A 17,922-nucleotide genomic window follows, 5' to 3' on the forward strand; every position below is an offset into this window, starting at 1 on the left:
TTCCGAGGAGGAGTTGCTGTGAGTGCAATGTCGTCAGTGCTGACTTTCGTGAAGGGCATCAAAACGAATGCTGGTCGCAAGCGATTGATGCTCAGCCTGGGCGCTCTGGCTGTGTTGACAGCGACCTTCGCGCTTGCCGATTCCAAGCCTCAGATGAAGAAGCTGGGCGTCGGGCCGCTGACGCTTGTGTCGACTCCAATCAGGCAGTTCAGTCGCAGTAGCGATGCCGAAAGAACTGGCGAGCTGGAATGGCGCGGCGGACTTCTGCTGCAATCGGCCCATCGCAACTTTGGCGGCTGGTCGGGGCTTGCGATGGAGCCTGATGGACGGCGCTTCATCACCGTATCGGATGCCGGAGCGTGGATGTCCGGCGAGATCATGTACGACGCCAAGGCGCATCCGTCTGGCCTGAAGAACCTGCACATCGGGCCGTTGCGCACACAGCAAGGCACCAGTCTGCAACGCGGTCGCGACCGTGACGCGGAGGCGGTGGCGCTGGCAAGTGGATCGCTCGACAGCGGCAGCCTGTTGGTTGCCTTCGAACAGAACGCGCGCATCGCGCGCTACGATTTCTCCGCCAAAGGGGTGTCGCCGACACGTGGATTCTTGCCTCTGCCCGCTGCGGCCCGTGCGCTGCGCTCCAACACGGGCTTTGAGGCATTGACGGTGCTGAGGGGCGGTCCGCGCAAGGACGCGGTCATTGCATTCGGTGAACGTCTGACTGACGGCCAGGGCAATCGGATGGGTTGGATTTGGTCGGGCGACAAAGCCGATCCAGTCCGGCTGACGGATATAGGCGACTTCGATATTTCGGACGTTGCCAGTTTGGAAGATGGCAGCATCATTGTGCTCGAGCGGCGTTTCCGCTGGACGGAGGGCCTGCAGATTCGCCTGCGGCTTGTCGCCCCCGAGGAGCTAGCATTATCCGGCCCGATGAAAGGCAAGGTGCTGATGAAGGCCGATCTCGCCGACGAGATCGACAACATGGAAGGTTTGGGTGTCAGTCGCGAGCCAGATGGGACTCTGATCCTGACGATGATTTCAGACGACAACTTCAATCGTCTGCTGCAGCGAACCATTCTTCTGCAATTTGCCTATCACAACGATCCCGCAAAGCGTCTGGCGATGGTGCGTCCGCGCTGACGCAAAAGCCCGGCGGGACGATCCCTGCCGGGCTTTTTTTGCAAGCCAAGAGCCGAAACCCTTGCGCAAAGAACTCAGGCTGCTGCTTTTGCAGCCGTCGCCTTCTGAATTTCGCGCTTGATCTTGAGGCAGTCGGGCGAAAGCTGCTCGTTCTTCGCCTTGAGGAGGTAAGCGTCAAGCCCACCGCGATGCTCAACGGACTTCAGAGCGCGCGCCGAAACGCGAAGGCGGAATTTGCGTCCGAGAATGTCGCTAATCAAGGTGACGTTGCACAGGTTCGGGCGGAACTTGCGCTTGGTCTTGTTCTCGGCGTGGCTTCGCAGTTGGCCCGAGAGCGGCAGGGTGCCCATCAGGTCGCAGCGCCTAGTCATGATCGTCGTCTCCTTCGCCCGGTACCGGCAGCACTATGGCGGCGGATGGGGCGGAAATCTTGGCTGAGGTCAAAAAAATGCACCCCGCCAGCGTCTCGCCTGCGGGGAGGATGGGCGGTGTATAGCGGCACAAAAGCTTTCCCGTCAAGCGCAAGCAGGGCGCAGCGCCGGTTTTGCGGCCGCAACTGGCAAGCCTTCGGAGCGAAAATCGCCAAGCCGGGCTGCCAACAGCCGTAGTTTGGTCGCATTGGAGGGTTACCGGCAAGTCCCTGGAATTAAACGGGTGTCAGGGAACACGCTTCGCATGGCACAGGTTTTTGACGCACGAGCTGCAGGAGCGCAGGCTCTTGGGGCATTGAAGGCTCGCGCGGGGCAACTTGGCGTTGCCCTTCTGATAGGCGTTGGGTCCGTCTTGCCGGCTTTCGCCGCCCCCCCGGCCGCGGCCGATCCGGCCTGGCCCTCTCAGGTTTCAAGCGTTTACCGGCTTTATTTCAACGGCTTCGAGGTCGGCAAGTTCGCCTTCCAGTCGTCCACGAAGGGGCAGAGTTATTCGGCAACCAGCAAAGCTGAGGTTTCGGCCCTGTTTGGAGCCTTCCGGTGGCGGGGCAATACGTCTGCGACCGGGCGTCTGGCGGACACGGGCCCGGAGCCAGCGAGCTATCTTTTGAATTTCAAGACCAAGTCCAAAGCCGGTCTGGTGCGGCTTGGCTTCGACAAGAAGGGCGTGAAATCGGTGGCTGTGAAGCCCGAAAAGGCGCCCTCGCCCGAAGCTGTGCCCGTCAAGGCAGAGGATATGCGCTCGGTCTTTGATCCTATGAGCGCGATTCTACAGCTAACCCATGCCGGACCTGGCAATCCGTGCGCCAAGACGGTACCGATCTTCGATGGCAAGGCGCGATTCAATCTTGTGATGTCCTACAAGGGCCGCCAGAAAATAGATGAGAAGCAGCCGTCGGGTCAGCCGAAAGAGCTTTATGTCTGCAAAGTGAAATACCAACCTGTATCCGGACATAAGCCGAAAGATTTTGTGAACCCTTGGGTCGACTACGACGGCATAGAAATTGCCTTGCGGCCTATTCCAGCGGCGGGTCTTCAGGTGCCTTATCAGGTCGTCATCCCCACCTCGCTGGGATCGGCCGTCATGTCCGCTGAAAGCATCGATATCGCAGCCGCCGACGGCAAGTCACCGATTACCCTACGGCGCTGAGGTCACGGCGTCGCGCAGGCGCTGCGGGTGGTGATTAATCCCTTGATCTTGCGCCATTGCTCTGCAATGCACGGGGCTGGTGTCCGTTGAGGAGGCAAGCGATGGGCAACGATTTCGAAGCCCGCATTCGCAACGTCACGGCAGTGCTGGGGCCGACCAATACGGGCAAGACCCATTTGGCAATCGAGCGCATGCTCGGCCATGAAAGCGGCATGATCGGTTTGCCGCTTCGACTGCTTGCGCGCGAAGTCTACGACAAGATCAAAGCGCGCGTCGGGGCAGAGAAAGTCGCGCTGATCACTGGCGAAGAAAAGATCAAGCCCGAGCGTGCGCGCTATTGGGTGTCTACCGTCGAAGCGATGCCGCGCGAGGTAGATGTTGATTTTCTCGCCATCGACGAAGTGCAGTTGGCGGGCGATCCCGAACGCGGTCATGTCTTTACCGACCGGCTGCTGCATGCGCGTGGCCGCTCCGAGACATTGCTGCTAGGCTCGCAGACGATGCGCGAGGCGATCAGCGATCTCATCCCGGGCGCCAATTTCATTTCGCGTCCCAGATTGTCGAAGCTGACCTATGCAGGTGAGAAGAAGATTACCCGCCTGCCTGCGCGCTCCGCCATCGTGGCGTTCTCGGCGCAAGATGTTTACGCCATTGCCGAGCTGATCCGTCGCCAGCGCGGTGGCGCCGCCGTCGTGCTAGGCGCGCTTTCGCCACGTACCCGCAATGCGCAGGTCGAGCTTTATCAGTCAGGCGATGTGGAATTTCTGGTCGCGACCGATGCCATCGGAATGGGACTAAATCTCGATGTCGATCACGTTGCATTTTCCGCGCTGCGCAAATTCGACGGGCATGCGCACCGCAATCTGACGCCGAGCGAAATCGGTCAGATCGCCGGCCGTGCGGGCCGTCACATGAACGACGGCACCTTCGGCGTAACGGGAGGTGCCGACGGGCTCGACGCCGATCTGGTCGAGCGGCTCGAAACGCATTCGTTCGATCCGGTGCGTGTTTTGCAATGGCGCAATCGGCGGCTCGACTTCGGGACCTTGGAGCGGTTGCACACTTCGTTGCGGGAGATGCCCAACGAAGCCCGGTTGGTGCGTTGCAGGACCGCCGACGATGTTGCGGCGCTAGATGCTGTCAGCTCCGACCGTGAGGTGCGTGAGCTATGTATCGGGCCTGCCGCAGTCTCAATGCTGTGGGATGTGTGTCAGGTGCCGGACTACCGCAAGATTTCGGGCACGAGCCATGCCGAGCTGGTCGGCACCCTTTATAAGTTCCTCCGTCGCGGAGAAGAGAAGATTCCGGAAGACTGGTTTGCCAAGCAAGTGGCTTTCGCGGATCGGACTGATGGGGATATAGATACGCTCGCTAACAGGATCGCTCACATCCGCACCTGGACCTTTGTGTCCAACCGGCCTGACTGGTTGAAAGACCCCGGGCACTGGCAAGGGCGCACGCGGGAGATCGAGGACAGTTTATCCGATGCTTTGCACGAACGCTTGACTCAGCGTTTCGTCGACCGTCGGACCAGCGCGCTGATGAAGGGCATGAGAGACAAGGACGAACTCAACGCGGAATTCGCGGAAGATGGATCGATAACGGTCGAAAACCATTTCGTCGGACGGCTAAAGGGCTTCCGCTTCACGCTTGATGCATCAGCCGATGGCATCCATGAGAAGGCGACGCGCGCTGCTGCAACGCATGTCCTTGCGCGAGAGCTCGGCATGCGCGCGCGCCGTGTCGCGGCCGCTCAGAATGACGCCTTCAAGTTAACGCGCAATGGACGCATCGTGTGGCGTGAGGACGAGATCGCAAGGCTGGACGCCGGAGAGGATCCGCTTGCACCCGTCGTGCAGCTGTTGGCCGATGAGCATCTGGCCGAAGCCGACAAGGAAAAGGTGACGGCCCGTCTTCAGACCTGGATTAAGGATCTGGTTGCCGACAAGCTGAAACCGCTGGCGGAGCTTTCAGCCGCTCAAGATCTCCAGGGGCTTGCTCGCGGAATTGCCTTCCGCTTGAAGGAAGGCTTCGGCGTTCTGAAGCGAGATACCGTCGCGGACGAGATCAACGCGCTTGATCAGCCCTCCCGCGCTTCGTTGCGCAAGTATGGACTGCGCTTTGGCGCCTTCAACATCTACTTTCCTGTGCTGATGAAGCCCGCCGCGGCAGAGTTGGCAGCGACATTGTTCGCGTTGAAGCATGCCGCCGAGCATGGGCTCGATCTCGACGCTCTTCCCGACTTGCCGCGCCCCGGTCTTACGTCGGTTGCAGTCGATGCCACAGTGCCGGAGGCGTATTATCGCGCCTATGGCTTCCATACATGCGGTCCGCGCGCGGTTCGGCTCGATATTCTGGAGCGTTTGGCCGATCTCATCCGCCCGCTGCTTGCTTGGCGGCAAAATCCCGAGAGTCCGGCCATCCCGCCCAAAGGATCGACTGGCGATGGTGGGTTCAAGGCGACAGAAGAAATGATGTCGATCCTTGGTTGTTCCGCAGACGAGCTTGGAAACGTGTTGAAGGCGCTGGGCTTCCGGCTTGAGCGCCGGCCTGTGCAGGCTGCCAAAAGCGCCGACGCGGACGCGCAAAGCGCCGGGATTGAGGGAGATAACTCAGCTGGAGAGGCAGCGCTGGGCGCAGAGGAAGGCACTGAGCTTGCCGCCGCGTCCGCATCCGACACCGAAGGCGCTGCTGCCACGGAAGAACCAGCACAGGCGGCAACAGAGGGCACCGCCGCTGCGTCATCAAATGAAGCGGAGACCGGCGAGCAGAGCGCAGACTCCGAGGCCGTCGCCGCAGAGCCGGGCGTGGAATACGAAGAGGTTTGGCGTCCACGGCGTCACCACCACCGCCGTGAGGAACGGCGCGAGCGTGGTGGGCGACGTCAACACGGGCGTCATGCGGGCCGTGGCGCAGCTCAAGGCAGCGCAACCGAAGGCGGTGAAGTTGCTCAAGCCAACGGTGGTACGCCACAAGCAGCCGAGGGCACTGTTGAGAGCGATGCCCAGCCGCGCGAACGTCATCATCGCGACAATAGAGATCGCGGCGAACGGAACCGCCACGAACGCGACCGCCAAGAACGGGGCGACCGCAAGCGCGAGGGACGTGACCGTGCCGACCAGAGCGGCCGGTCTGGTAATGGGGGTCCGCAGGGACGGCATGGCGACAAGAGGCCGAACCGGGACCGTCGCGACGACCGGCGTAACCGCTCGCCGGAAGTCATCACCGCCGCGCCACCCAAGCGCGGAGGCGTCGATCCCGATAGCCCATTCGCGGCGCTGGCCGCGCTCAAGGCGTCTTTGGACAAGCGTGACGAAGGATAAGGACGAGGCAGCCCATGCGGCAGCCCGCTAGCGAAACTTCAAGCCTGCGCATCGATCAATGGCTGTGGTTCGCCCGCATTGCCAAGTCGCGGACCTTGGCTCAGGCTTTGATCGAGCGTGGCAAGGTGCGCATAAACCGCGCCCGTATTGACAAGCCCAGCCAGCAGGTGAAGCCCGGCGACGTGATAACGATCTCGCTCGGTCCCAGGATTCGCGTGCTAGAGGTCTCTGCGTTGAGCGACAGGCGCGGACCTGCTTCCGAGGCCGTACAGCTCTATGTCGAATTGACACCCGACGCTGGAACGCCCACACGGAGCGGCACGGCGGCCGAAAGTCGAGGGGGAGCTGAGAGGGCGCAGGCGTCAGCACCCGAACCTCCGTCTGCTCCCATTGCGGTCCGTCCGCATGGCGCAGGGCGCCCCACCAAGCGAGATCGACGAGCCATCGATCGGCTTAAGAAAGGTGGTGACGGTTGACGTATGGGCGTTGTGCCGCGCCCGCAGCAGTTGTGATGTGAGAAAGTCGGCGAATAACCCTCAGGACGACACTCCGCCTCAGACAGGGTGCTTGCTTTGTGGGCACCGGACATGGAAATAGGGATCAGGAAGTTCGTCGCGCGTTCGCGACGCCAGAGCAGGAAGACTGACGCAAGCATGACCTACATCGTCAATGACAAATGCATTAAGTGCAAATACACCGATTGTGTGGAGGTCTGCCCCGTTGACTGCTTCTACGAGGGCGAGAACATGCTCGTCATTCATCCCGACGAATGTATCGATTGCGGTGTGTGCGAGCCTGAGTGTCCTGTCGATGCCATCAAGCCTGATACCGAACCTGGGCTAGAGAAGTGGCTTGAACTCAACCGTAAGTTTGCCGACAGCTGGCCGAATATCACCCAGAAGAAGGAAGCGCTGCCTGAGGCGGAAACCTTCAAGGACGAAGAAGGCAAGTTCGAAAAATATTTCTCTCCGGAGCCAGGAGCAGGAGACTGAGCGTAGTCGTCTCCATTTTTTCTAGAGTTTTCAGAATAAAATTCTCAAATTTTAACAATACTTCGGTGCGCCGTAAGCCTAACGGTTAAGCGCAGCGGGCACCTGCGGCTGCCCAGCCCTTCATTTCTCGTCAATATTGTGCTAGTGTGCAATGCGTGATGGCGAGAAGTGAGCACAAATCCACAACGGCCAAGAATAAGTGGTGGTTCCGCAACAACGGGATTAACCAAACAAGACGACATGGGGCGTCGCTGGGCCAAGTCAGAGCCGGTAAGGATTTGAAAAGCTAGGCCAAAATCGAACGCGCGGTGGCTTCCACCTGACCAGAAGGGTGGAGGGCAGTTAACGCGCGTGTAGCGTCCGGTGTCGGGATTCCCCCTTCGGCATTCGGACAGAACAGGGTGCCAGTGCGAAGGGAACGGCCTTCGCGACTGTGTTCCCCATCCCGCCGGCACAATGGCTGGCTGGATGTGTACGCTAGAGTGAGATGAACCACATGGCTCAGAAGAAGAAGGTCACGTCGGCTGCCAAAGCTCCCGCTAAGGCTGCGGCGCGTAAGGCTCCTGCTAAGGCTATTGCGGCCGCCACGTCCAAGGCGACTGTGAAGGCCAAGGCTCCGGTTGCTGCCGCGAAGGCGGTGGTAAAGCCTGCCGCGCCGGTCAAGGCTAAGGCGACGGTCGCCGCTGCCAAGTCCAAGAAGGCGGCCCCTCTTCCGATCAAGACAGAGGCCAAACCGGTGGCTCCAGCTGCTACCCCCAAGAAGATTTCTGCGGGTGTATTGAAGGCCGCTCTGGCTACGGCGAAGTCGGCAAGTGCCGCTCCGCGCGCGGTTCCTGCCGTTGTCCAGAAACCCGGCAGCCAAAAGTTGACCGCGCCGTTGCAGGCCGCGGGCCAGGCAGTGCAGACGCCGAAGGCGATCGCCGAGAAGGCCGCCGCCGCGCGCCAGATGCTTGCTGCCCAGAAGAAGCCTGTCAGTCAGCGCCATGGCTTCAAGGCCAACGAATTCATCGTTTATCCCGCCCACGGTGTCGGCCGCATCATCGGCATCGAGGAGCAGGAAATCGCGGGCATGTCGCTGGAGCTGTTCGTGATCAACTTCGAAAAGGAGAAGCTCACGCTCCGCGTCCCCACCGGCAAGCTGGAGAGCGTGGGTATGCGCAAGCTCGCCGATGACGGCGTGGTCAAGAAGGCGATGGAAATTCTGAAGGGCCGTGCTCGCATCAAGCGTACGATGTGGAGCCGGCGCGCCCAGGAGTACGTCGCGAAGATCAACTCGGGTGATCTTATCTCGATCGCCGAGGTCGTGCGCGATCTGTATCGCTCCGAGGCACAGCCCGAGCAGTCGTACTCTGAGCGGCAGCTTTACGAGGACGCGCTGGACCGTATGGCGCGCGAGATCGCGGCGGTGGAGAGGCTCGACGAGCGTGGCGCCGTTCAGCGCATTACGGACGTGCTGTCCAAAAGCGCCAAGAGCCGCCGTCTGACCAGCGAAGGCGAGGCCGTCGGCGAAGCCGCCTGAACGACCGGCGCTGAGGTTGGTACCGAGACGAAGGAAGGTACCAGCTTAAAGATCTAAATCGCCCGGAGCGCGCTGCTGCTCTGGGCGATTTTTCTTTGGCGTTGGACTGTCAGAGCCGTGCGCCGTGGCAGGTGCCGGCCCGTCGCTGTCCTTATTGGGCGCGCGCTGGGAGATCGAGGGCTCGGGCAAATCTTCGTTTTCGCCGGGAATGACCAGCTCGGCCCGGTGGGCGATCGAGATCATCGGTCCATTACGCCGCTCTATCCACCCACGCACCTCGACCTCGCGATCTTTCAGAGTGTCGAGCGACTGTGCCCACGCTTCGTCCTCACGCAGAACCGACCGCGGCACGCGCACCGTGAAGTCGGTCCGCCAGTCTTTGCCGAAATTGAGATAAACAGCGCTTTTGGTGCGCCCGACGTTGAGCACCCGTCCTCGGACGATCTGAAAGCTACTTCGCGCGGCGGAAAGCGCGCCGACCTGTTGGGCGGATTTGACCGCGTAAAGGCGCAGGCGCCAAATGCCGGAGATGTCGATGCGCGCCAGGCGTTCGTGCGCGAGTAATTCGGCAACACAAGCGCCATCTCCGGGGAGCACAAACGCGCGCGCCAGCCCCCTTCCTAGAAGCTCGCCCTCTATCCATTGGCGCAAACCGCCGGTGGTGATGAAGAGATGACCGAAGACACGTCCGTACCGGTCCGATCTCTCCTCACCGAATGCGATCTGGACTTGTTTACCGAGAACGAGGTCGGCAAGCGCAATTCTTGCGGCTTCTTCAAGAGGCCAGCCGCCGGGCGAAGCTCCGGCATCGCGAGCACGCGGGGCAAGAATGCCGGCCAGCCGCATCTCGCGGCCGTCGTCGAGGGCGACTGTTTCTCCGTCGATGACGCGCGTCACGGTGCGCGAAGGACCAGGTTCCAGCTCGCATGCGGGTGCAGGGGATGTTGAGGCCCCGTCGGCGTTTGTCGTCGCATACAGGCACCACGCCAGCGCTACCGCTACTGCGAGTTTTAGGCGCACACGCGCGCGAAATGCCGCTATGGGCTGCCGCATGATGTCCCGACACCTCCCGATGATCGATAGATCAGCATACGGCAGACATGTTGGCCAGCCCGCCTTAAGCACCCTGCATTTAGAGGCTGCGCGATGTCAGATCAGGAAGTCCCAGGCTTTCAGTTCCGCAAGTTGGGTATTCTTGAGCGATAGCGAGGAGCCTTGCTCGAACTCTATCACCACGTCGTGTCCGCGCTGGTGCATCAGCCGGCGGACGGCACCGTAGCTGTCAAAGTCGTAAGACATCAGATCGATGGTGTCGTGATGCGCCGTCCCGGCTGTCTTGCTGCCGCGATGATGTCCGCAGGAAATGGAGCCCGGATTGAAATCGACGATGGTATCGTGGCCACCACCAGGGCCAAAGATGAACGTGTCTTGCCCGGCTCCGCCTGAAAATACATCGTCGCCCGTGGAGCCGCGAACTATGTCGTTACCCCCTCCAAGGCGGATCAACTCAATTCCTTTCAGTGTGATATTTGAGAAATCGAGCACATCTTTGCATGACGTAGCGACGATAGCATCGCGCCCGGCACCGCCGTCGATCTCCTCGATGCTGTTGAGGTTTGCAAGATGAGACGTCACGCGCAGGACGTCATCGCCATTGCTGCCTTGAATGATGTCGTAGCCGGAGCCGCCGTCAAATCTATCCAAGCCGTCATTGCCTTGGATCCCGAAGATGTCGTTTCCGCCCTTCCCGATCAGGATGTCATTGCCCTTGCGGCCATAAATGACGTCATCGAGATCGGTGCCGACGAGCCGGTCGGCGCAGTTGGTTCCCGTCAGCGTAACGCCTGTTTCCACTGCGGGCGGCGTGACGTCGACGATCACGATTGCAGAGGCTGAAGTTTCTAAGCCGTCGCTGATGGCGTAACTGAACGAGGCTTGACCATCGAAGTTCGGATCGGCTGTGAAGGTGACGTTCCCATCTGTAAGAAGCATAGCGGTGCCCCCTGTCGCGCTCGACACCGAAACGATCGTGAGCGGATCTCCCTCGATGTCGCTATCGTTGGCAAGTAACGCGGCCGCAGCGATGGCGATGTTCTGACCCGCCTCAACAGAAAATCCTAAGTCATCGACGGCGAGAGGCGCATCGTTGACTGGTGCGATGTCAAAGGAAACAACCTGCTCCGCGGTGGCGCCAACAGAGTCTGTGACAATTATCGTGAACGTCTCTGAGCCGTTGAGGTTGGCGTGCGGCGTGTAGGTGAAGGAGCCATCCGCAGCAATGCTCACGGTGCCTTTTGAAGGGCCCGCACCGTCCTTGACGGCATAACTCAGCGGATCGCCGTCAGGATCGGTGGCAACCAGAAGCCCTGTCGAGATTTGATCTTCCCAGGCCTCCGTCATCGATACGGAGGTTATCTGCGGCGGGTTGTTGCCGGCCGATTCGATGGTGAAGCTGAAAGTCTGATCCGCACTGGCGTCGAATGGATCGGTGACGCGTATGGTAAAGCTTTCATCTCCGCGGGCACCAGCGAATGGCGTGTAGGTGAAGCCACCATTCTCTCCAATTGTGACTGTTCCGAGAGCTGGACCAGCGCCATCAGCGACCGCATAGAAGAGGGAATCGCCATCGGCATCGCTCGCGACGATGACGCCCTGGGCGGGGGTGTCGAAATTCACGGGTTCTAGTGCGGAGGCGGTGATCACCGGCGGGCTGTTGGGCCAGAAGGTGATTTCCGCGGTTGCGCTGGCGCTGCCGCCGTTGCCGTCAGAGACGATGTAGCTGAAGACGGTGCGAGGGGCTTGAGACGCGCTTGCAGTGACGATGATATCTTCTCCGTCGAGAATGGCAGCGCCTTCGCTTACAGACCATATCGCCGTGACGGTCAGGTCGTCGCCGTCCGCGTCGGTGTCATTTTCGAGCAATGCGGAAACCGGCAAACGGAATGTCGTATCGCCTGCGTAAACATAGGCGTCGTTGGCTGCGACCGGCGTCGTGTTTGCAGAAATGAGGGCCGCTTGGGCAAGGCCGTCGAAAGTGGCAAAGTCCCAGACCAAGCCTGAGGCGAATTCTGCGCCTTCGATGGTGCCCGGGGCTGTGAAATAATCGAGAACGGTGATGCTGCCGCCTTCCACGAAACGCACGATGAGATCGTTGAGAGCGCTCGGGTCGCGCACGAACAGTAGATCTTCCGGTAGAATGCCGCCCGCGAAGACGAGGACGTCGTCACCTAAATCGCTTGCCAACTCGATAACGATGTCGTCGCCGTCACCGATTTCATAGACGTAGCCGTCACCGCCATTGCCACCGATCAGGATGTCATCGCCGCCGTTGCCGGCGAGCGTGTCGTCTCCCTCTCCGCCGGACAAGATGTTATCGCGGTCGTTGCCGACAATCGTGTTGCGAAGCGCATTTCCGGTGCCGAAGATCGCATCGCCGGTCAGGGTCAGATGTTCTAGCTCCGATCCGAGCGCATAATCGACGGAGGAATAGACGTGATCGAATCCGCCCCCCGCTTGCTCGACGATGACATCCCCGGCGCTGTCAACGACGTAGGCATCGTTGCCGCGTTCGCCCGCCATCGTATCGTTGCCGGGTCCGCCATCGATGTAGTCGCCGCCCGCGCTGCCTGAGATGCTGTCGTTGCCTCCAAGGCCGTAGATCTCGTAAGGCCCGCCGTCCGGTTTGGAGATCACATCGTCTCCTTCGGTGGCCTCGGGCGTCTCATCAGCCGCGAAAAGGCTGAAGGCGCTCAATGCAATCGGGCCAGGATTGCTCGCGACGATGTCCTGGGGAACGTAAGCATCGGGCCTGAGTTCTAGGGGTGCGATGAACGCGCTCGGCGCGACCGCGTTTTGCACGGCTTCTGCGAAGCCGGGATAATCTTCAAAGCCGGTTTGGTTATAGGTCGCTCCGTCGAAGGTTAGCGGGAACGTGATGCCGAGATCGCCATCCTCCCAATCGACAACACGCACAATGGTTTCTGTCGCGCCGTCGGCTGCGATCACGGTCGTGAGCGGACCGGGAGGTTCGCCGGGTCCGTAGTCCTGCTGAAAAGTTTCGACGTCGCCCATCATGATCGAGATGATGAGATCCGCACCGTCCATATAGTACTGAATGGCGCCGACGAAATCGATGTAGCCTTCAACGATATTGTCGTCCGGTATGCCCCAGAAGAAAAGCGACACCGGCATCATGTCGTAGAACTTGAACGGCGCGCCGCGCAGCTGCATCAGCTCAGAGTCTTCAAACTCTCCGCGCGTTTCCTGGAAGTAATTGTAAGGGATGTAAAGCTTGTCCTGAGCCCCAGCATCGGTGATGACGAGTTCTGGATATGCTTCGGTTTCGCCCGATCCCATGGTTGAGACAACGAAGATGTCGGCGCCCGCGCCGCCTTCGGCCATCGTGTAGCCCGCTCCGGCTACGATCGTGTCGTTACCGTCTCCACCGTAGAGTTCTATGTCGTAGCCAAGCGGACTGGCGGAGGTGAATGCAGGCGCGAGACGTCCGTCGAGCAGGTCGTCGCCCTGTCCGCCTTCGGCCCCAAGCAGCGTCGCACCCACATAGATCCGGTCATCGCCGGACGATCCTGCGAGCCATTCCACGGATTGGGCCCAGTAACCTGCATCGAGCCCCTGGTTTGCGATCGTCTGGATCGAAATCATGTCGGCGTCAATCGCGTTGACGAGAAGCGGCGCGGTGTTATCGAAAAAACTCAGCTCATCGCCCTTGCCACCTGCGGAGTCGTCGAGGTTGAGCATGATGGGCTTTTCGAGCAGATCGACGCCTTGGCCGACGGTGACGATGTCGGTTTCGCGATTCCATGTAATGGCTTCGATGGAAAAGAGCTGATCCGATCCGCCATCGAACGCGGAGACGAAGTCGGCGACCTTGTGTTCGACCGCGTGCTTTGTGCTGACGATGTGGACTAAGCCGACGCCCGAATAGTCGATGGTGTCGAGACCATCGAGTGCGTAGGGTGTGCGGGCTTCGCCACCATGGACGATGTTCTCGCCCTTCGACCACATGATGGTATCGTCGTCGAGCCCGCCGAAGAACTTCTCCGGCCACAGCAACGTCTCAGTGCCGCGCAGGATGTCGTCGCCAAAGCCGGCGGCCACCTGGGTGAAGTTGCCTCCCAGTGTGATCTCATCAGCACCTGATGTGCCAAGAAGAGTCGACGTGCCGGGAGAGTTGCGAATGCCAAATGGCATGTTCGCATTGATGTCGATGCCAACCGAGTAGAGCAGCGTGGCGACGACCGAGGAGGAATTCATGATGGCGCCGGGCGAAAATGGCCAGGCAAGTCCTTCATAGGGGAACTGCTGCGCGTCGATCTCCTTGCCGTAGTCCATCATGGTCTGCCACAACGACAGAGCGTCGGGCCCCGTGTAGACGACGCGCGAGCCGCGCGATTCCGGCGTGCCGATGGAGGCGATAAGGTCATCCCCGTTTGCGCCGTTTGCGGCGGCCAGTTCCGTGAAGATCTCCTCGCCGAGAACGCCGAGCTGCCCTTCGAGCAGGCTGCCGTCGTGGGTTCCTTCGAGGACGTACCAATAGTCCTGCTTGTCGATGACGCTGGTCTCATCTTCGTAGACAATTTGAAGATGATCCAAGCCAAGCAAGCCGAGGTTGAACTTCTTGATCGGTACGAATTCGACGCGAATGGTTCCCATAGCCGATGCCCCAGCAAACACGATTGATTGGAAGCGCCTGCCATGGTGCGTGATGTGACAGTCGCTAGACGGATCGTCACAACACTTGCAGATCTGCCGGTCATTGAACGGTGCTTTTAAAAATCAACCTAAAAAGGAGATTTTTGCCACCATTCTCCCTTAGGATGGGTGTGCGTGCTGATTCAATCTGTGATTGTTGTCTTTGGCACGGCGTCATTGTGTGTGGCTTGACGGGCCTGCTGGCTGTCCTCATAGCTTAGCGGCTAGCAGTCGGAACGTGTTCCGGCCCCGTAGCTCAGCCGGATAGAGCAACGGTTTCCTAAACCGTAGGTCGCAGGTTCGAATCCTGCCGGGGTCGCCACGCTGGCGGCCCGGTGGGTGGTTGGACGCCGCGTTAGTCCAATTTTTCCGGCAGAGCTGATTTACCGGCGCAAGCCGCGTAAGGTACTGAAACAACCGCCAGATGAGGACGGATAGCACGCGCATGACGGCAAGGATCGAGGTCGCAGTTGCCGACAAGAACCCGGTCGTGCGCGCGGGGCTGGAGAACCTGATCCAGCGCGATGGGCGATTCCACATCAGCGGGTTGTTTCCCAATGGGGCGGATCTTCTGGAGCAGTTTGCCAAAACGCCCTCTCAGATCTCCATCGTGGGCTGGTCGCTTCCCGATATGGAGGCCTCAAACATTCTGGCCGAGGTGAAGGCCCACAAATGGTCGAGTCGCGTCATCATCTATACGGGTGAAAGCAGCGCCGACATTTTGCGCAGGGCGATCAAAGGCGGTGCCTGGGGCTTTGTCTCCAAGGCCGAGGAGCCGGCCGTACTGCTGGAGACCATAGCCACCGTGGCGCGCGGCCGCTTGTCGCTCCCCTACATTGATATCGACTTGCTCAACTATGACCCTCTCGGCGTGCTCACCACGCGCGAGCGCGAACTGCTGGCTGCACTCGCCAACGGATGGACCAACCTGCAGATCGCGGCACGGACGGGAATCACCCGTAACACCGTGAAATATCACCTTAAAAACCTCTACGATAAACTTGGCGTGTCGAACCGGGCTATGGCTGTCGCACTCTATCTGTCGGCTCCCAAGGACTGAGCTTTGCGCCAGCAGCGACTGAGTGCCGGATTGGGTGGGTAGGCAAGCCCACCCCGGCCTTCCCACCCATTCATCGCCCATGCGGGTGTTGTTTGACGCTGGCCCCTCCCGCACTGTGCCTACGTGATTTATAGACTAAAGTCGGATGCCTCGCTGGAGTTTGGCGCGTCAGGCAGCCCAACAATCGTGCGCACTGGGCGATCAACGACCTAAGGCGCTACGCCGTAATTAAGAAACCCCTAGGGAGGAAGACCCCCATGACGATGGTAAAGCCGCATCTGTTCATTCCAGGCCCGACCAACATTCCCGATAAGGTCCGCATGGCCATGAACGTACCGATGGAGGATATGCGTTCTCCCGAATTCCCGAAGTTTACGCTGCCCATTTTCGAAGACCTGAAGAAGATCTTCAAAATGAAGGACGGCCGCGTTTTCGTATTCCCGTCGTCGGGAACGGGTGCCTGGGAATCGGCGATCGAAAACACTCTGGCTGTTGGCGACAAGGTTCTCATGAGCCGCTTCGGTCAGTTCTCTCTGCTCTGGGTCGATATGGCCGAGCGCATGGGGCTCAAGGTCGAGCTTTGCGACGAGGAGTGGGGTACGGGCGTTCCGCTCGAAAAGTATGCCGATATCCTCGCCAAGGATAAGAACCACGAGATCAAGGCCGTCTTCGCGACCCACAACGAAACCGCAACGGGCGTCAGTTCTGACATCGCCGGCGTACGCAAGGCGCTCGATGCAGCCAAGCACCCCGCGCTGCTGATGGTCGACGGCGTTTCCTCGGTCGGCTCGCTCGACATGCGCATGGGCGAATGGGGCGTGGACTGCTGCGTTTCGGGCTCGCAGAAGGGCTTCATGCTGCCGACCGGCCTTGGCATTCTTGCTGTCAGCCAGAAAGCGCTCGACATCAACAAGAACCAGAACGGTCGCATGAACCGTTGCTTCTTTTCCTGGGAAGATATGATCAAGACCAATGATCTTGGCTACTTCCCCTACACGCCGGCTACGCAGCTTATCCGCGGCCTGCGTGCTTCGATCGATCTCATCAATGAAGAAGGTCTCGACAACATCTTCGCGCGTCACACTCGTTTGGCGACTGGCGTCCGCAAGGCCGTTGAGGCTTGGGGCCTGAAGCTGTGCGCCAAGGAGCCCAAGTGGTACTCCGACACGGTGTCGGCTATCATCGTTCCCGAAGGCTTCGACGCCAACAACGTTCTCAAGACGGCCTATTTTCGCTACAACACCTCGCTCGGCGCTGGCCTCAATAAGGTCAACGGCAAGGTGTTCCGCATCGGCCATCTCGGTGCGCTTGATGAGGGCATGATCGGCGGCGTGCTCTTCAACGTCGAAATGGCGCTCAAGGATTGCGGCGTGCCGATCAAGTTCGGATCGGGCACCGGCGCTGCGGCGGAATACTTCTCCAAGACCGCAACCAAGTCGGCGACAAGCGTCACCGCAAAGGCGGCCTAAAGTACTGGAGCGCCCGGCCTTTTGCGCGGTCGGGCGCTTCGTTATTCTTACGTTATTCCGGCTTACGACATTGCGCCAGATAAGGACCCGGCCTCTTGGGTGGCCGTGGCCGAACGACCCCACAAACAAAATCCAAGGGAAGGTAACCCCACAATGAGCTTCACGCTTTATCCCACCCGCAAACAGCGCCTGCAGCGTTCCTATCTCGCGGTTCCCGGTTCGAACCCCACCATGATCGAGCGCGCATTCAAGAGCGCCGCCGATTTCGTGTTTCTCGATTGCGAAGATGCCGTGGCTCCGCCGGAGAAGGAGCAGGCTCGTAAGAACATCATCCAGGCTCTGAACGATCTCGACTGGCAGGGCGTTGGCAAGAGCGTCTCGGTGCGCATCAACGGCCTCGACACTCACTACATGTATCGCGACGTCGTGGACATCGTGGAGCAGGCCGGCGCCAAGCTGGACACCATCCTCATTCCCAAGGTCGGCGTACCGGCCGACGTCTACACGGTCGAATGCATCGTCAGCCAGATCGAGGTTGCCAAGGGCCTGAAGAACACTATCGGCACCGAGGCCCTGATCGAAACGCCGCTCGGCATGGCGAACGTGGAAGCCATTGCGGCCGCCAACAGCCGCCTGGAAGCGATGCACTTCGGTGTCGCCGACTATTCGGCGTTCAACAAGGCGCGTACCGTCGTCATCGGCGGCCTCAACCCCGACTATCCGGGCGATCAGTGGCACTTCCCGCTTTCGCGCATGACGGTCGCCTGCCGCGCTTACGGTCTACGTCCGATCGACGGTCCGTTCGGTGGCATCGACGATCCGGAAGGTTTCAAGGCCGCATGCCGACGTGGCGCTGCGCTCGGCATGGAAGGCAAGTGGGCAATCCATCCTTCGCAGATTGAACTCGCCAACGAGATCTATTCGCCGACCGGCAAGGAAGTCGAACGCGCCGAGCGCATCCTCGTTGCTCTCAAGGAAGCTGAGGCGCAGGGCAAGGGCGCAGCATCGCTCGACGGCAAGATGATCGACGCTGCGTCGGAGAAGATGGCGCGCAACATGCTGGCGACGGCTGCTGCGATTAAGGCCGCCGAAGCCGCCCGCGCAAAGAAGGCCTAACACGGGTCGA

At 60.2% G+C, this 17,922-nt stretch carries 12 protein-coding genes and 1 tRNA gene; 10 read left to right on the forward strand and 3 right to left on the reverse strand.

What is annotated here, in order from left to right; translation table 11 throughout:
* Window positions 1-27 precede the first annotated feature (27 nt).
* The gene (locus R3D51_05670) at window positions 28-1,143 is read left to right on the forward strand and encodes an esterase-like activity of phytase family protein (GenBank protein ID MEZ5898964.1); all 1,116 of its coding nucleotides are present in this window, start codon (window positions 28-30) and stop codon (window positions 1,141-1,143) included.
* Window positions 1,144-1,217: 74 nt separating this feature from the next.
* On the opposite strand, the gene rpmB is transcribed toward R3D51_05670, so the two are convergent.
* A complete protein-coding gene (gene rpmB / locus R3D51_05675) occupies window positions 1,218-1,514 on the reverse strand; it encodes a 50S ribosomal protein L28 (GenBank protein MEZ5898965.1) in 297 nt (98 codons plus the stop codon).
* A 304-nt stretch (window positions 1,515-1,818) separates the two neighbouring features.
* On the opposite strand from rpmB, the gene R3D51_05680 reads away from it, so the two are divergent.
* The 5 genes from R3D51_05680 to R3D51_05700 all read left to right on the forward strand — a co-directional run bounded on the left by R3D51_05680 (window position 1,819) and on the right by R3D51_05700 (window position 8,555).
* Window positions 1,819-2,721: a DUF3108 domain-containing protein gene (locus R3D51_05680; GenBank protein ID MEZ5898966.1), complete on the forward strand. Its 903-nt coding sequence runs from the start codon at window positions 1,819-1,821 to the stop codon at window positions 2,719-2,721.
* A gap of 101 nt (window positions 2,722-2,822) precedes the next feature.
* The gene (locus R3D51_05685) at window positions 2,823-6,044 is read left to right on the forward strand and encodes a helicase-related protein (GenBank protein ID MEZ5898967.1); all 3,222 of its coding nucleotides are present in this window, start codon (window positions 2,823-2,825) and stop codon (window positions 6,042-6,044) included.
* 14 nt (window positions 6,045-6,058) lie between these two features.
* Window positions 6,059-6,520 (forward strand): RNA-binding S4 domain-containing protein, encoded by a 462-nt coding sequence (locus R3D51_05690; protein MEZ5898968.1) that lies wholly within the window; start codon window positions 6,059-6,061, stop codon window positions 6,518-6,520.
* Between the two features lie 177 nt (window positions 6,521-6,697).
* On the forward strand, window positions 6,698-7,036 hold the full coding sequence (locus R3D51_05695; protein MEZ5898969.1) for a ferredoxin family protein: 339 nt from the start codon (window positions 6,698-6,700) through the stop codon (window positions 7,034-7,036).
* A gap of 496 nt (window positions 7,037-7,532) precedes the next feature.
* Window positions 7,533-8,555, forward strand: a complete 1,023-nt coding sequence (locus R3D51_05700) for a CarD family transcriptional regulator (GenBank protein ID MEZ5898970.1) — start codon at window positions 7,533-7,535, stop codon at window positions 8,553-8,555.
* A gap of 45 nt (window positions 8,556-8,600) precedes the next feature.
* Here the strand turns inward: R3D51_05700 and R3D51_05705 are convergent, their stop codons facing one another.
* Window positions 8,601-9,608 (reverse strand): thermonuclease family protein, encoded by a 1,008-nt coding sequence (locus R3D51_05705; GenBank protein MEZ5898971.1) that lies wholly within the window; start codon window positions 9,606-9,608, stop codon window positions 8,601-8,603.
* 96 nt (window positions 9,609-9,704) lie between these two features.
* The gene (locus R3D51_05710; GenBank protein MEZ5898972.1) at window positions 9,705-14,228 is read right to left on the reverse strand and encodes an Ig-like domain-containing protein; all 4,524 of its coding nucleotides are present in this window, start codon (window positions 14,226-14,228) and stop codon (window positions 9,705-9,707) included.
* Window positions 14,229-14,512: 284 nt separating this feature from the next.
* Here R3D51_05710 and R3D51_05715 point away from each other — a divergent pair.
* From R3D51_05715 to R3D51_05730, 4 genes are all read left to right on the forward strand, one after another.
* Window positions 14,513-14,589: transfer RNA gene (locus tag R3D51_05715), tRNA-Arg, on the forward strand.
* A 123-nt stretch (window positions 14,590-14,712) separates the two neighbouring features.
* Window positions 14,713-15,327: a response regulator transcription factor gene (locus R3D51_05720; GenBank protein ID MEZ5898973.1), complete on the forward strand. Its 615-nt coding sequence runs from the start codon at window positions 14,713-14,715 to the stop codon at window positions 15,325-15,327.
* Window positions 15,328-15,584: 257 nt separating this feature from the next.
* Window positions 15,585-16,796 (forward strand): aminotransferase class V-fold PLP-dependent enzyme, encoded by a 1,212-nt coding sequence (locus R3D51_05725; protein ID MEZ5898974.1) that lies wholly within the window; start codon window positions 15,585-15,587, stop codon window positions 16,794-16,796.
* 153 nt (window positions 16,797-16,949) lie between these two features.
* On the forward strand, window positions 16,950-17,912 hold the full coding sequence (locus R3D51_05730) for a CoA ester lyase (protein ID MEZ5898975.1): 963 nt from the start codon (window positions 16,950-16,952) through the stop codon (window positions 17,910-17,912).
* The last annotated feature ends 10 nt before the right edge of the window (window positions 17,913-17,922 follow it).

It is taken from the genome of Hyphomicrobiaceae bacterium (genome assembly GCA_041397645.1).
GTDB lineage: Bacteria > Pseudomonadota > Alphaproteobacteria > Rhizobiales > Hyphomicrobiaceae > Hyphomicrobium_B.

Excerpts from the sequence above, each read along its gene's own strand:
- R3D51_05670 (MEZ5898964.1), top strand. The coding sequence starts at position 28 with ATGTCGTCAGTGCTGACTTTCGTGAAGGGCATCAAAACGAATGCTGGT.
- rpmB (MEZ5898965.1), bottom strand. The coding sequence starts at position 1,514 with ATGACTAGGCGCTGCGACCTGATGGGCACCCTGCCGCTCTCGGGCCAA.
- R3D51_05680 (MEZ5898966.1), top strand. The coding sequence starts at position 1,819 with ATGGCACAGGTTTTTGACGCACGAGCTGCAGGAGCGCAGGCTCTTGGG.
- R3D51_05685 (MEZ5898967.1), top strand. The coding sequence starts at position 2,823 with ATGGGCAACGATTTCGAAGCCCGCATTCGCAACGTCACGGCAGTGCTG.
- R3D51_05690 (MEZ5898968.1), top strand. The coding sequence starts at position 6,059 with ATGCGGCAGCCCGCTAGCGAAACTTCAAGCCTGCGCATCGATCAATGG.
- R3D51_05695 (MEZ5898969.1), top strand. The coding sequence starts at position 6,698 with ATGACCTACATCGTCAATGACAAATGCATTAAGTGCAAATACACCGAT.
- R3D51_05700 (MEZ5898970.1), top strand. The coding sequence starts at position 7,533 with ATGGCTCAGAAGAAGAAGGTCACGTCGGCTGCCAAAGCTCCCGCTAAG.
- R3D51_05705 (MEZ5898971.1), bottom strand. The coding sequence starts at position 9,608 with ATGCGGCAGCCCATAGCGGCATTTCGCGCGCGTGTGCGCCTAAAACTC.
- R3D51_05710 (MEZ5898972.1), bottom strand. The coding sequence starts at position 14,228 with ATGGGAACCATTCGCGTCGAATTCGTACCGATCAAGAAGTTCAACCTC.
- R3D51_05720 (MEZ5898973.1), top strand. The coding sequence starts at position 14,713 with ATGACGGCAAGGATCGAGGTCGCAGTTGCCGACAAGAACCCGGTCGTG.
- R3D51_05725 (MEZ5898974.1), top strand. The coding sequence starts at position 15,585 with ATGACGATGGTAAAGCCGCATCTGTTCATTCCAGGCCCGACCAACATT.
- R3D51_05730 (MEZ5898975.1), top strand. The coding sequence starts at position 16,950 with ATGAGCTTCACGCTTTATCCCACCCGCAAACAGCGCCTGCAGCGTTCC.